This is a genomic window from Collinsella sp. AM40-7AC (assembly GCF_003468125.1).
GTDB lineage: Bacteria > Actinomycetota > Coriobacteriia > Coriobacteriales > Coriobacteriaceae > Collinsella > Collinsella aerofaciens_O.
This window is the reverse complement of record NZ_QSGK01000002.1, coordinates 207,604-221,448: the sequence shown is the minus strand read 5'-3', so window position 1 is coordinate 221,448 and position 13,845 is coordinate 207,604. Positions and strand designations below refer to the sequence as shown.

The following is a 13,845-nucleotide window of genomic DNA, read 5'->3' as shown; positions in this document are numbered from 1 at the left end:
GCGTAGCCGCCCGCGCGGCTTTGCCGTGATGGTATAGTTATCCAGGTTTTTTATGGGGGTTGCTATGCCAAGCTGGAACATTCATATCGCTCAAACGGAGCGCTTGCTGACACGTGCTAGCGTGCTTGCCGATAGCGTGCGCGACCGCAATGCCTTTTTGTTTGGCTGCGTGGTTCCGGACATCTTTGTGGGCTACATGGTTCCCGGCATTGCCGATCCCATCCCGTACCGCATCACGCACTTTGCTAAGCCCGAGCCTATCCCCAAACCACGCGAGCACGAGTTCTGGGATACCTATGTGACGCCGCTGCTTAAAGGCGCACCCGCGGGCGAACCTGCTGAGGCTACCTCGATTGTCGAGGAGCGCGAGCGACTGAACCGCGTGCACTATCCTCAGCGCTACAGGGATGCCGAGCCGGTTGTCGGTCCCGGCGCCTGTGAGTTCTCGCTTGCGTCCGAAGATGTGGCGCAGTCGCTGCTCGATTTAACGCTGGGCGTCTGGTCGCATCTGGTGGCCGACACGGTATGGAACACGCGTGTGAACCAGTATCTGGAAGCACACGGCGGCAAGCCGTGCGAGGAATTCCGCATTAAAAAGCAGGGCGATTTTGACTGGTTTGGCAAGACGCTGGGCATCGTTTCCATTCCGCGTGCGACCGATCGCCTCTATACCGCTGCGACACGTTTTGGGCAGTATCCCATCCATAAAGAATATGTGCTCAAGACTATCGGCGTCATGCACGAGATTGTACGCGAAAACCCCGGCGAGCCCGATCATCCGCCGTATCGCCTGCTAACCGAGGAGTTTTTCGATGCAACGTTTACCGAGGTCATCGAGCTGACCGAGGCGGGATTTGCGGCTCGCGTTGCTGCTTCTGACGTTCCCGCAGTCCCCCTGATCGCTAGCTGCTAGCCGGCCGGCTTGACGGCGAACAGCTCATCCCAATCGACCAATAGCTCCCGCCGCAGGGCATCTTCGGTGGTGCGTTTCTGATCGGTCTTTGGGATGTAGGGGAGCCCTGCCTTTTTATGGATGAGTTCGGCGATGTTGTTAAAGCTCTTCGTGTCTTTGATTTGCTCATAGGTTATCTGGATAACGTCATAGCCCATGCTTGTGAGGGCGGTGGTGCGCTCGGCATCGGAGAGACTTGCGGCTTCGCCATCGTGGGCGGAGCGGCCTTGGCATTCCAAGATGACGCCCATGCTGTCGGTGTTGCTCTCTATGAGGATATCGGCGTAGCAGCAGGTTTTGTCATACAGTGAGCGCGCGGCGTCGCTGAGTGGGATGCGCACGTTGTTTGCGATGTTGATGCCCATGCCGCCCTCGTTGCGGGGGAGCGAGACAAGCATAGAGGCCTGTACTTCGAAGGGCGAGGCGGTCTGCCCCGTCATGTGCTCGGCCGCCCAGCGCAGTTGTTTAACGCCGCGCAGGCCTGCAGCCTGCTTGGCGAACGCGGCGATATCCGCCGCGCTGAGGAGCGGCGGGCGCTTCCACAAATTGGTGTCATTGCCCTTGGTGTCGACAACACGCTCCCAGCAGCAGTTGGGTGGAATGAGCTTAAGCGAAATAGCTTCATCAAGATGTTGTTGCGTTCGCTCGCAGGGCTTAAACACTGCAAAGGAGCCGCACATCTCGTAGCAAGCCATGAGTAGCTGGTTGCGTGAGACCTGCGTAGCAAGGCTGAGCAGCGTAAACTCGGGCGACGTGACATCAAATCCATGTTCAGTTTGCCTAAACGACCCGGGAGGCGGCTCTTGGGTCAGGAGGTGCGATTTAAACAGGCTTCGCGACCCGGATTGTGCTCGAGTGAATACAAACCTGTGAAGCGGTGCGTGAAGTAGGTCTTTTACAACTGCATGACTTCCGAGGCCGCAACATCTGCGATCCATATTGCCAAGGCTAATGGCGGGGTAAAGCCCTAATACCTGCGGCGGGATACAGTGATAGTAAAAAGCGGATTGACCGCATAGCGTCAGGTCCATGATATCCTCCTGGTCGAAATGTGCTTTTGGACCGTGCGATGCCAGCGTCAATTCGGAAGTATGCGGCAAAATCTGAACCCTGTGAGCAGACCTGGCTTTTGAGGCCAGTTTATCAGGCATTTTGTTGCGAAAAAACGGGGTGTGCTCGGAGGTCTCAGAATTTGCCGCATACTTCCGAAAACGCGGTCGATCTGGCTCTTGCTAAAACGATTTAGCAGCGTCGGGTAAGGTGTGGTTTCGCCATCGGGCGAACACTTTTAGCGCTTGGGACTTTATTTTTGGGCCTCGAAAGGTGGATTTCGCGCTTTTGGTAAAGAAATGGGTGCGTGTTTTGCCGTGTGCCGGCATTGACACAGAAAAAGGGCCCGGAAGGCGAAGCCTTCCGGGCCCTTTGCAATGCAAACATGCTTGCAAGTACGACTTAACGCACCTGAGCGACGTAAGCGACGTTGGTCGAGGAGACCTTGTCCTCGAGCTGGACGCTCATGCGGGGATCGCCGGCGGTAGCGACGGTCAAATCGCCAGCCTCGACGTAGCCGAGCTCCTTAGCGGTCTCGATCGCCTTGACGATCGTGCCGTTGACGGTGCCCTGGGTAATCTCGGCCTGGTGCGGGATAACGCCCCAGTACATGATCATCTGCTGGACGGCCCACTCGTGGCGGGAGAACGCGCAGATCGGCATGTTGGGGCGGAAGTGCGAGATCAGGCGAGCGGTACGACCGGTGGTCGTCGGCACGGTGATGCACTTGGCGCCAACGGTGGTGGCCATGTTCACAGCGGACATACCCACAACGTTGTTGACGACGCGGGTGCCGTGAGCATCGGCCGGAACCTCGAGCGGAGCGTGGGCCGGGAGGTACTTCTCGGCCTCGAGAGCAATGCTGGCCTGCATCTTGACGGCCTCGACCGGGTACTTACCGGCAGCGGACTCGCCGGACAGCATGACGGCGTCGGTGCCGTCATAAATGGCGTTAGCAACGTCGGCAACCTCGGCGCGCGTCGGGCGCGGGTTCTGCTGCATGGAGTCGAGCATCTGCGTAGCGGTGATGACGGGCTTGTAGGCCGCGTTGCACTTGGCGATGATCTCCTTCTGGATGTGCGGAACGAGCTCGGGCTTGATCTCGATGCCCAGGTCGCCACGGGCGACCATGATGCCGTCAGAAGCCTCGAGAATCTCGTCGAAGTTCTCGACGCCCAAGGCGCACTCGATCTTCGGGAAGATCGTCACGTGCTCGCCGCCGTTCTCGCGGCAAAGCTCGCGGATGCCGCGGACGGACTCGCCGTCACGGATGAAGGAAGCGGCGATGTAGTCGATGTTCTCGGTCAGGCCAAAGAGGATGTCCTGACGATCGCGCTCGGTGATAGCGGGCAGCGAGATGTTGACGTTGGGCATGTTGACGCCCTTGCGCTCGCCGATCAGGCCGTCGTTCTTAACGACGCAGGTCATGTCCTGGCCACTGACGGACTCGACCTCGAGGGCAACCAGGCCGTCATCGATCAGGATGAGGGAGCCCTTCTCGACCTCGGAGGGCAGAGCCAGGTAGTCGAGGGAGATGTGCTCAGCGGTGCCGTGGAAATCCTCGGACGTGGGCTGAGCGGTGACGACGATCTTGTCGCCGGTCTTGACGGCAACCTTCTTGCCGTCGACCAGAAGGCCGGTGCGGACCTCGGGGCCCTTGGTGTCGAGCAGGATGCCGACGGGCAGACCGAGCTCCTTGGAAATACGACGGACGCGCTCGATGCGACCGTGGTGCTCGTCGTAGGAGCCGTGCGAGAAGTTAAAACGGGCGACGTTCATGCCCGCCTTGATCATCTCGCGGATGGTCTCGTCGCTATCGCAGGCGGGACCCATGGTGCATACAATCTTAGTGCGCTTGTACATTCAGACCTCCATCTGACATCGTCTTGCGCTGATAGATAAACCATAAGAAATAAAATCGAGTTGATTATAACGAAATACCGACCGAATACCCCAAAAAAACGACCGTATGCCGATTAAGAAGTTCATTTTTTGCGGGAAAAACGGTATATGAAAAATCTTTACCAACCGCTCTAACCGCTGTTATCTGGGCGATATTTCAGTTTGACGAAGTGCCGAAGAAAAAACGTTTTACCAACATTGAGCATCACACGGTCTGCACCGTTGCACTCGAGCCGTGTTTCCAATTGGAATGTTTTGGCTAGACGCGCCGCTTTGGGGTACCATAGCTCCACTATCAACTGCCGCTCAGCACGGCAGCCTTGATGAGCCCTTGCCCTTCTCCTGGGAATTATGATCGGGCATCAATCTGCTGAGTGGCCCGAATCCCAGGAGGGGACTCTATATGCAAAAGGAATACCTGTCCGCCGCGGCGGAGGTGCTCAGCGACCAAGGTGTCGATGAGAACCTCGGCCTGAGCAGCGACGAGGCGTCATCGCGCCTCGCCAAGACAGGCCCTAACAAGCTCGAGGAAGCCGAGAAGACGCCGCTGTGGAAGCGTTTCTTTGAGCAGATGGCCGACCCCATGGTCATCATGCTGATCGTTGCCGCCGTTATCAGCGCGCTCACGGGCATGGTCAAGGGCGAGCCCGACTTTGCCGACGTCGCCATTATCATGTTCGTCGTTATCATCAACTCGGTGCTGGGCGTGGTCCAGGAAGCCAAGAGCGAGGAGGCCCTCGAGGCCCTGCAGGAGATGAGCGCGGCGCAGTCCAAGGTGCTGCGCGACGGCAAACTCGTGCACCTGCCGAGCGCCGAGCTCGTTCCCGGCGATGTAATCATGCTCGAGGCGGGCGACTCCGTCCCGGCCGACTGCCGCGTGCTCGAGAGCGCCACGATGAAGATCGAGGAGGCCGCACTCACCGGCGAGTCCGTGCCCGTAGAGAAGCACGCCAACGTGATCGAGCTTGCCGCGGGCACCGATGACGTGCCGCTCGGCGACCGCAAGAACATGTGCTATATGGGCTCCACCGTGGTGTACGGCCGCGGTCGCGCCGTCGTGGTCGGCACCGGCATGAACACCGAGATGGGCAAGATTGCCGGCGCCCTGGCCGAGGCCAAGGAAGAGCTCACGCCGCTGCAGGTGAAGCTCGCCGAGCTCAGCCGCATCCTCACCATCATGGTTATCGTCATCTGCGTCGTGATCTTTGGTGTCGACATCGTCCGCCACGGCGTGGGCAACGTCCTTACCGACCCAACTGCCCTGCTCGACACCTTTATGGTCGCCGTCTCGCTCGCCGTCGCCGCCATCCCCGAGGGCCTGGTCGCCGTCGTGACTATCGTCCTTTCGCTCGGCGTGACCAAGATGGCCAAGCGCCAGGCGATTATCCGCAAGCTTTCTGCTGTCGAGACACTCGGCTGCACGCAGACCATCTGCTCGGACAAGACCGGCACGCTTACCCAGAACAAGATGACCGTCGTCAAGCACGAGCTCGCCGCGCCCCAGGAAAAGTTCCTGGCCGGTATGGCCCTGTGCTCCGATGCCCAGTGGGACGAGGAGCTGGGCGAGGCCGTGGGCGAGCCGACTGAGTGCGCGCTCGTCAACGATGCCGGCAAGGCGGGGCTCACCGGCCTGACCGCCGAGCATCCGCGTGTGGGCGAGGCCCCGTTCGACTCCGGCCGTAAGATGATGTCCGTGGTCGTCGAGACCCTGGACGGCGAGTATGAGCAGTACACCAAGGGCGCGCCCGATGTGGTGATCGGCCTGTGCACCCATATCTACGACGGCGACAAGGTCGTCCCCCTGACCGAGGAGCGTCGTGCCGAGCTCGTGGCCGCCAACAAGGCCATGGCCGACGAGGCCCTGCGCGTGCTGGCGCTGGCAAGCCGCACCTACACCGAGGTCCCGGCCGACTGCAGCCCCGCCGCGCTCGAGCATGACCTGGTCTTCTGCGGGCTGTCCGGCATGATCGACCCGGTCCGTCCCGAGGTCGCTGACGCCATCCGCGAGGCCCACGACGCCGGTATCCGCACCGTCATGATCACGGGCGACCACATCGACACCGCCGTGGCCATCGCCAAGCAGCTGGGCATCGTCACCGATCGCAGCCAGGCCATCACAGGCGCCGATCTCGACCGCATGAGCGACGAGGAGCTCGACGCGCACATCGAGGACTTTGGCGTGTACGCCCGCGTCCAGCCCGAGCACAAGACCCGCATCGTCGAGGCGTGGAAGTCGCGCGACCAGATTGTCGCCATGACGGGCGACGGCGTCAACGACGCCCCGTCCATCAAGCGCGCCGACATTGGCGTGGGCATGGGCATCACCGGCACCGACGTCACCAAGAACGTCGCCGACATGGTGCTCGCCGACGACAACTTCGCCACTATCATCGGCGCCTGCGAAGAGGGTCGCCGCATCTACGACAACATCCGCAAGGTCATCCAGTTCCTGCTTTCGGCCAACCTTGCCGAGGTGTTCTCGGTGTTTATCGCCACGCTCATCGGCTTTACCATCTTCCAGCCGGTGCAGCTGCTGTGGGTGAACCTGGTTACCGACTGCTTCCCCGCGCTCGCGTTGGGCATGGAGGATGCCGAGGGCAACATCATGAAGCGCAAGCCGCGCAACGCCAAGGACGGTGTCTTTGCCGGACATATGGGTCTGGACTGCGTGGTCCAGGGCCTAATCATCACCGTGCTGGTGCTGGCGAGCTTCTTTGTGGGCGTGTACTTTGACATGGGCTACATCCACATCGCCGATATGATCGCCGGCGCCGCCGACGAGGAAGGCGTGATGATGGCGTTCATCACGCTCAACATGGTCGAAATTTTCCACTGCTTCAATATGCGCAGCCGTCGCACGTCGCTGTTTAAGATGAAGAAGCAGAACAAGTGGCTGTGGGCCTCTGCCGCGCTGGCGCTGGTGCTGACGGTGATCGTAACCGTGCAGCCGACGCTTGCCGAGATGTTCTTTGGCCCCGTGACGCTCGAGCTCAAGGGCGTTGTCGCTGCCCTGGGTCTTGCCTTCCTGATCATTCCGCTGATGGAGATCTACAAGGCGATCATGCGCGCGGTCGAGAAGGAGTAGGTCGAAAGGCCATCCTTCCCACCGGCCCGACCGCCTGCGGGGTTTCTTCCTCGCTGGTCCTCGCGCTTCGCGCTGCGGGATCGCTCAGAAGAAACCCCTCCCGGCGGGCGGGCCTTCGGATAACCTCTCGGGACCATTAGCTGAGGGAAAGTATGTGAGTCGGTCGAGCACTTGCTCGACCGACTCTTTTTTGTGGGTAAAATACCTGCTCAGTTGTGTGGTTTTGTGCTGGGAGGCGCTTGTGGGCAAGGCTAAGGCTAAAGCGAAGAAAAAGACGACGGGAGCGCGGGCTAAGCGCGATCGTCGTCGGAAGCTCGCGACCGAGGCTCCCGCGTCTGCCGAGGAGCTGCTGGCGAGCGTGCCGGGACTCGACGCGCTGCAGGACGTTCCGGCGTTTGATGACCTGCCGGTCGATGAAGCTCAGCAGGCTGCCTTTGATGATTTCTGCGCACATGCCGAGGAGCCCGAGCAGATGCAGCTTGGCGCCGTGGTGCGCTTGGATCGTGGGTTTCCGCTGGTGGCGACTGCCGACGATACCTTCCGCGCCGAGCATGCCGTGGGATTTGCCAAGTCGCGCGGTGGGGACGAGGTCCTGCTGCCTGCCGTGGGCGATCGTGTGGCGGTGCGCCGCGCTCCCGGGCACGATATGGGCGTGATTGAATGCGTGCTGCCGCGCCGTACGAGCTTTGAGCGTTGGCGCGGCCGTGCCCGCGGAGAGCGCCAGGTGCTCTGCTCCAACGTGGATAGCGTGCTAATCGTGCAGGCGCTCGGTGCCGGCGAGGTGCTGCTCGACCGTGTGGCGCGTTCGCTGGTATTGGCGCTCGACTGCGATGCCGAGCCGGTGGTGGTACTCACCAAAGCTGACCGCTGCGATGCCGAGGAACTCGAGCGCGATCTGGACCGCGTGCGCCGCCTGGTGGGTCCGGACGTGCGCGTGATCGTGACGTCCTCTGCCGAGGGCCGCGGCCTGGACGAGGTCCGTGCCTGCGTGCCTGCCGGGAGCTGCGCCATGATTCTGGGCGAGTCGGGTGCCGGCAAGTCGACGCTGCTCAATGCGCTGCTGGGCCACGATACGTTGGCGACCGGCGGTGTGCGCGAACGCGACGACCAGGGCCGTCACACTACCGTCGCGCGCGTGATGGTGACGCTGCCGGGCGACGCCGGCGTGATCGCCGATGCCCCGGGCCTGCGCAGCCTACCGCTCGTGGGTCACGAGCGGGGACTGGCCCGCGCCTTCCCCGAGATTGTCGAGGCATCGCGCGCGTGCCGGTTTGGCGATTGCACGCATACCCATGAGCCGGGTTGCGCCGTTCGCGAGGCCGAGGACGCCGGGCAGATCGATAGCCTGCGTCTGGAAACGTTCCAAAACCTGGCGTTATCCATGCGCGTGAGTGCTCAAATGCTCGATCCCGATGTCCATCTGTAATTGATTTTTCCTATGACAGCCGTTTCCCAACTGTTCGGGAGACGGCTTTTTGCTGCGGAAAAGCCTCGAAACATGCAGTTTGCTGACGTGCTGACCAAAACCTTGCCACGAGCTTGACGGGCTGGTCAGCTTTTGGTCAGCGATTGGTTTGACATCGAAAACCAAGATTGCGATTGCGCCGCTTTGCACTCTGACCGCCCAGACAATGGTGGTACGGGCATTCGCCCGGCACTGCCATGAGAGGAGCGGCCGTGAACAAGAGCAAGCGCATCGCCATCAGTCTGGTCGCGGGCGTGCTCGCTGCTCTGCTCTGCATGGTTTACGGCTCATCGATCCGCTCGCAAGCCGAACAGGTCCAGGCTGAGACCTTGGCCAAGTACGGTGGCGATCGCGTCGAGGTATGCGTCGCGGCGCGCGATATCGATGTGGGCGAGACCCTCGATGAGACCAATGTCATAACCCAGGAATGGCTGACGAGCCTGCTGCCGCGTGACGCGGCGACCGAGCTGCGCCAGGTGCGCGGCGACGTGACGACTTCGCGTATTCCCAAAAACGCCGTGATCTGCAATGTCTACACCAAGGCCGAGAGCCACAAGCTCGAGGTGCCTAAGGGCAAGGTCGCCGTTTCGGTGGCGGTCGATGCCGAGCACTCGGTCGGCGGTGCTACGGGCGTGGGCAGCTACGTGGATGTGTATGTGCAAAAAGACGGCGTAACCGATCGGCTGTGCGGCGCGTACGTGATCGATACCAGTGAGGATTCCGGTGCCACGCGCGAGGGCAAGATCGAATGGGTGACGCTGGCGGCTGACCCCGAAGACGTCAAGGAACTGCTGGGCGCCTCGGGCAAGGGAACGGTCAGCTTGACGATTCCCGCCACGGCGCGCGGCAAAAAGAGCGGAGGCGACGAGTGATGAAGGCGATCTGGCTTGCGTGCTGCGCGTGCGGCGATTACGGGCTGTTGCAGCGGGAAGTCGAGGGCCGTGACGCGGGTGCACAGGTGCTTCGCGTGGGTGACCTGGACGGGCTGGTTTCCATGGCGCGGGCGTTTCCGTCGCGCCGCGGGGCTGCCATCATCGCGGCGTCTCTGTTTGATACCGAAGATGTGCGCAAGACTGTTGCGCGCCTGACGGCCGAAGGCCGCGTGAGTCGCGTGGTCGTGTTGATAGAAGCGCTCGATCCGTCGGATATCGAGGGGCTGTTTCGCGCGGGGGCGACCGAGGTCATCGCTGCGCACAGTATATGCGGCAACGGGCGCGCGGGCGAGGGAGCGGTTGATTCCGATCGGCGCATGACGATTGAGCCCGATGCTTTTGTTGATAGGGAACCCGGGGCGCCTCGCGCTACAAGAGGCCCGCGTGTTGATGATTATGGAAAAGCGGAAGCCGAGCATGGTCGGCGCCCCCGGAACCCCCTTGTATACGATGACGCTGGAGGGCCGGTGCCGGATGGCGATGACGTTCTGGCTGAAGATATGGGATACGTGCACGGCGTAAATCTGGCCGATGAGCTCGACGAGGTCGAGGGTTTTGCCGGGGCTGGCGAGCCGTGTGCCGCTGCGTCTTTAGCTTCGGAACCGCAGACCGGGCAGCCTGCCATGCCGGCTTGGACTCAGCACGTGACCGCGGCGGGGGAGACGGGGATGTTATCGCCCGCGTCCGTGTCGCCGGTTCCTGCGCCGTCAGCCCCCGCGCTGTCGGCGGACGCTTCGATTCCGTCGCGTCGGGCACCGGTCGTCTGCGCTATTTCGGGTTCGGGCGGTTGCGGCAAGTCGACGATCGTTGCCACCATGGCACACACATCGTCGCTGTTGGGCTTGCGTGCCGCCGTGCTCGACCTGGACCTGATGTTTGGAAACCTTTACGACTTGTTAGGCGTCGATGCTCCGCGCGATATGGCGGCACTTATCGAGCCGTCGGCGGCGGGCATGCTCACCGAGCCGGATATCGTAGCCGCTTCGATGCGCGTGGCGCCGGGCGTTACGCTCTGGGGTCCCGTCGCGGCGCCCGAGCAAGCCGAGCTCATGGCACGTCCGGTGGAGCTACTGCTTGATGTTCTGCGTCGCGAATCCGACGTGGTCTTTATCGATACCTCGGTCTTTTGGGGCGACGCCGTGGCGGCTGCGGTGGCGGCGAGCGACCGTTGCCTGGTCGTTGGCGATGCGGCGGTGTCGTCCGCGGCATCGGCATCGCGCGTCATTGAACTGGCAGGTCGAGTAGGTGTGCCGCGCACGCGCATGAGCGCCGTGTTCAACCGGTTCGGTGCGCGCGGGGCAGACGAGGACGTCGCCATGCGCTTTGAGATTGCCTGTGCGTTAAGCTCCAAGATTCGTATCGCCGATGGCGGGCAGGATCTCGCCGCGCTCATGGCGTTTGGGCGCGCTGACGAGGCAGTGGGGCAGACCAGCGCTTTTGCGACTAGCGTGCGCGAGGCCACGCGCGAGATGCTCGTGGAACTGGGGTGCGCCGTCGGCCCTTGGAGCGATATGGTCGCCGACCGTGCAACGCGTACCGAACGCCCGCGTATCCGCCTTCCCTGGTTGCGCGAGGGTGATCAGCGATGAGCCTGCAAACGAGGATTAAGGCTGCCGGCGCTGCAGCGGCGGCAGCGCCTGTAGATGCGGGGCGTCGCCGCGCGGTGAAACGACGCACCAAGCGCGCCGTGATGGACCGCATGGGTTACGACGAAGTGGCGCGTATCAGCGCCTATATCGACCCGGCACTTGCCCGCTCGGAATTGCGTCCTGCGGTGGAGGCGGCGCTCAATGTTGAGGAGCCGACCGATCTCGCGACGCCCGAGCGCGAAACCATCATCGACGAGATTTTGGATGACGTGGTGGGCTTGGGGCCGTTGCAGCCGCTCATCGAGGACGACACCGTTACCGAGATCATGATCAACGGCTGCCGCTCGGCTTTCTTTGAACGCGGCGGCGTCTTGTACCCCATCGAGCATGCGTTTGAGGATGATGAGCAGATCCGTGTGCTTATCGACCGCATTATCTCGCCACTTGGCCGCCGTATCGACGAGCGCAGCCCCATCGTCAACGCCCGCCTCAAAACGGGCTATCGCGTCAACGCGGTGATTCCGCCTGTGGCGATTGACGGACCGATTCTCACCATCCGAAAGTTCTCGGACCGTATCTGCTCGCTGGACGAGCTCGTGGGGTTGGGATCGCTGCCGCTTTGGTATGCGCAGCTGCTGTCGTGTGCGGTGTCGCTGCGACAGGACCTGGCGGTTGCGGGAGGCACGGGATCTGGTAAGACCACCCTGCTCAACGCGTTGTCATGTGAGATTTCCACCGGCGAGCGCATCGTGACGATCGAGGACTCTGCCGAGCTCAAGTTTGCGCATCATCCGCACGTGGTGCGCCTAGAGGCGCGCGAGGCTTCAATTGAAGGCGAGGGCGCGGTGACGATCCGCGACCTGGTGACTAATGCCCTGCGCATGCGCCCCGACCGCATCGTGGTGGGCGAGGTGCGCGGTGCCGAGTGCTGCGACATGTTGCAGGCCATGAACACGGGCCACGACGGGTCGCTCACCACGCTTCATGCGGGTTCAGAACAGGAGACCGTGGTGCGTCTGACGTTGCTTGCACGTTATGGCATCGATCTGCCGAGCGAGCTCATCGAGGAGCAGATTGCCATGGCACTCGACGGTATCGTGATGTCCGAGCGCCACGCCGATGGCAGGCGCTTCGTCTCCTCGTATTCGGGGGTGCGACGCGCCGCATCGGGCGGCGTAGAGCTCGAGCGCTATGTGACGTTCGATGCCGCCGAGCGCACCTGGACGCTTGACCGCGAGCCGCCGTTTATCGCAGAAGGCCTGCGGTCGGGGACGCTCACACAAGAGGAGGTGGACGAATGGAGATCGCTGTGCCCCTCGTCGTAGGGGGCTTGGCAGGGCTTTCTGTCGCGACGGCGTGCGGGGCGGAACCTCGTGTGCCGCAGGTACCGCCGGCGGAGCTGGCACGTCAGGCGCTCGAAACGGTGGCAGAGAAGCTGCCGCGTGAGCTGGTGGAAAACGATCTGCTGAAAAAGATCGCCCGTTCGTGGGCATCGCTGGCTCCGGCGCATCGCCTTGGCCTCGTGATCGAAGATGCTTCGGGACGTTTGGCGTTTCTGCTGCTATCGAGCGGTGTCTGCTGCGTTTTACTAACGATGGTGTCGTTATCGCCCCTCGGATTTGCCTTGGGACTTGTTGCTCCGTTTGCCGTTGGTGCCGCTCGGGATGGCTTTGAGAGCCGGCGCGAGCAACACGATGCAGAAGAGGCAATGCCCGAGGCGTTTACCGCACTTTCCATGTCGCTTGCCTCGGGACATTCGCTGGCCCAGGGCATGCGCTTTGTGGGCGCTCATGCGCAAGAGCCAGTGCATACCGAGTTTTTGCGGGTGGCGGCGGCGATCGATTGCGGCATCTCGGCGACCGACGCGCTCGATGACTTGCTCGTGCGTATCGACGCCCCCGGTCTTTCGCTTGTGACCTTGGCGCTTAAGGTGTCTCAGCGCACCGGCGCTCCGCTTGCCGACTTACTGTCCGAGGCGTCGAGCATGGTGGGGGAGCGCATTGAGCTCAAGCGCCGCCTGGATGTTAAGACGTCGCAGGCTCGCATGTCTGCGCATATGGTCGCGGCGATGCCGGCGGGCATGTGCGCGGTGTTGGCGCTGCTTTCGGCAGATTTTCGTCGCGGTCTTGCGACGCCTGCCGGCGCGGGCGCTGTGGTGCTGGGTCTTGCCCTCAACGCCGTTGCCCTGGTGGTTATCCGGCGCATTATGCGGGTGGAGCTATGAGCGCCCCGGTTGCAGTTGCGGCTTGCCTGTGCGCCCTGAGTGTATTTGTCGCGACGGGTTTGGATCGGGCGGATGCACGCAAGATCGCAGGGGCCTGCAAGCGCGAGGCGGTGCTGGTCACTGCCGCGGGTCGCTCGGTGGTCGATGCTCTGACCGCGCGAGTGAAGGGCGCGGTTGGAGCGGGCGGCCCGGCGCGAGTGTCGCTCGGCGAAGTGTCCGAGATGATCGATGTTGTGCGCTTGGGTCTTTCGGCCGGTCTTTCGTTTGATGCGGCGCTTGAGATTTTCTGCGCCAACCGCCGGTCAGTGCTGGCTCTTCGCCTTGAGCGCGCCTGCATGGCGTGGCAGGTGGGCGTGGGCACGCGTGAGGACGAGTTGTTGGCCGCCGCGCGCGACCTGGGCGTGCGAGCGCTCGAGACCTTTGCCATCACGGTGGGGCAGGCGCTCGCCCTGGGTGCCCCACTTGCCGAGACGCTGGCCGCTCAAAGTCGCGAGATCCGTGCGGCTCATCGCGCCGCGGTCGAGCGCGAGATCGAGCGTGCACCCGTCAAGCTGCTGATTCCCACCGGCACGCTCATCTTGCCGGCGTTGCTTCTGTCCATATTGGGCCCGCTGCTGGGAGCAGGCGGGATGATGTAGGGAGGAAT

The 13,845-nt window shown here is 62.4% G+C and carries 10 protein-coding genes; 8 read left to right on the top strand and 2 right to left on the bottom strand.

Translation table 11 applies throughout. The features are described from left to right. The first annotated feature begins 103 nt into the window (after positions 1-103). Positions 104-913: a hypothetical protein gene (locus tag DW892_RS02710; RefSeq protein ID WP_233546777.1), complete on the top strand. Its 810-nt coding sequence runs from the start codon at positions 104-106 to the stop codon at positions 911-913. On the opposite strand, the gene DW892_RS02705 is transcribed toward DW892_RS02710, so the two are convergent. Together DW892_RS02705 and pyk are read right to left on the bottom strand one after the other, a co-directional pair. Continuing rightward, positions 910-1,983: a hypothetical protein gene (locus DW892_RS02705; protein WP_147325191.1), complete on the bottom strand. Its 1,074-nt coding sequence runs from the start codon at positions 1,981-1,983 to the stop codon at positions 910-912. The genes DW892_RS02710 and DW892_RS02705 overlap by 4 nt on opposite strands. Before the next feature lie 421 nt (positions 1,984-2,404). After that, positions 2,405-3,865 (bottom strand): pyruvate kinase, encoded by a 1,461-nt coding sequence (gene pyk, locus DW892_RS02700; RefSeq protein WP_117765476.1) that lies wholly within the window; start codon positions 3,863-3,865, stop codon positions 2,405-2,407. A 442-nt stretch (positions 3,866-4,307) separates the two neighbouring features. Here pyk and DW892_RS02695 point away from each other — a divergent pair, with 442 nt between their 5' ends. The 7 genes from DW892_RS02695 (at position 4,308) to DW892_RS02665 (ending at position 13,837) form a co-directional block, all read left to right on the top strand. Further along, the gene (locus tag DW892_RS02695) at positions 4,308-6,989 is read left to right on the top strand and encodes a cation-translocating P-type ATPase (protein ID WP_117765474.1); all 2,682 of its coding nucleotides are present in this window, start codon (positions 4,308-4,310) and stop codon (positions 6,987-6,989) included. Positions 6,990-7,461: 472 nt separating this feature from the next. Further along, positions 7,462-8,415 carry a ribosome small subunit-dependent GTPase A gene (rsgA, locus tag DW892_RS02690; RefSeq protein ID WP_187361889.1) on the top strand — a complete coding sequence of 318 codons (954 nt, stop codon included), beginning with the start codon at positions 7,462-7,464 and terminating at the stop codon, positions 8,413-8,415. A gap of 251 nt (positions 8,416-8,666) precedes the next feature. After that, positions 8,667-9,326, top strand: a complete 660-nt coding sequence (gene cpaB / locus DW892_RS02685) for a Flp pilus assembly protein CpaB (RefSeq protein WP_022094089.1) — start codon at positions 8,667-8,669, stop codon at positions 9,324-9,326. Continuing rightward, positions 9,326-10,975, top strand: coding sequence for a hypothetical protein (locus tag DW892_RS02680; RefSeq protein ID WP_117765472.1), 1,650 nt, complete (start codon positions 9,326-9,328; stop codon positions 10,973-10,975). The genes cpaB and DW892_RS02680 overlap by 1 nt, the downstream gene beginning before the upstream one ends. After that, a complete protein-coding gene (locus DW892_RS02675; protein ID WP_006235095.1) occupies positions 10,972-12,300 on the top strand; it encodes a CpaF family protein in 1,329 nt (442 codons plus the stop codon). Before DW892_RS02680 ends, DW892_RS02675 begins: the two co-directional genes overlap by 4 nt. Then, positions 12,273-13,199: a type II secretion system F family protein gene (locus tag DW892_RS02670; protein ID WP_117736231.1), complete on the top strand. Its 927-nt coding sequence runs from the start codon at positions 12,273-12,275 to the stop codon at positions 13,197-13,199. Before DW892_RS02675 ends, DW892_RS02670 begins: the two co-directional genes overlap by 28 nt. Next, positions 13,196-13,837: a type II secretion system F family protein gene (locus DW892_RS02665; protein ID WP_117765470.1), complete on the top strand. Its 642-nt coding sequence runs from the start codon at positions 13,196-13,198 to the stop codon at positions 13,835-13,837. The genes DW892_RS02670 and DW892_RS02665 overlap by 4 nt, the downstream gene beginning before the upstream one ends. The last annotated feature ends 8 nt before the right edge of the window (positions 13,838-13,845 follow it).

Excerpts from the sequence above, each read along its gene's own strand:
- DW892_RS02705 (WP_147325191.1), bottom strand. The coding sequence starts at position 1,983 with ATGGACCTGACGCTATGCGGTCAATCCGCTTTTTACTATCACTGTATC.
- pyk (WP_117765476.1), bottom strand. The coding sequence starts at position 3,865 with ATGTACAAGCGCACTAAGATTGTATGCACCATGGGTCCCGCCTGCGAT.
- DW892_RS02695 (WP_117765474.1), top strand. The coding sequence starts at position 4,308 with ATGCAAAAGGAATACCTGTCCGCCGCGGCGGAGGTGCTCAGCGACCAA.
- rsgA (WP_187361889.1), top strand. The coding sequence starts at position 7,462 with ATGCAGCTTGGCGCCGTGGTGCGCTTGGATCGTGGGTTTCCGCTGGTG.
- DW892_RS02680 (WP_117765472.1), top strand. The coding sequence starts at position 9,326 with ATGAAGGCGATCTGGCTTGCGTGCTGCGCGTGCGGCGATTACGGGCTG.
- DW892_RS02675 (WP_006235095.1), top strand. The coding sequence starts at position 10,972 with ATGAGCCTGCAAACGAGGATTAAGGCTGCCGGCGCTGCAGCGGCGGCA.
- DW892_RS02670 (WP_117736231.1), top strand. The coding sequence starts at position 12,273 with ATGGAGATCGCTGTGCCCCTCGTCGTAGGGGGCTTGGCAGGGCTTTCT.
- DW892_RS02665 (WP_117765470.1), top strand. The coding sequence starts at position 13,196 with ATGAGCGCCCCGGTTGCAGTTGCGGCTTGCCTGTGCGCCCTGAGTGTA.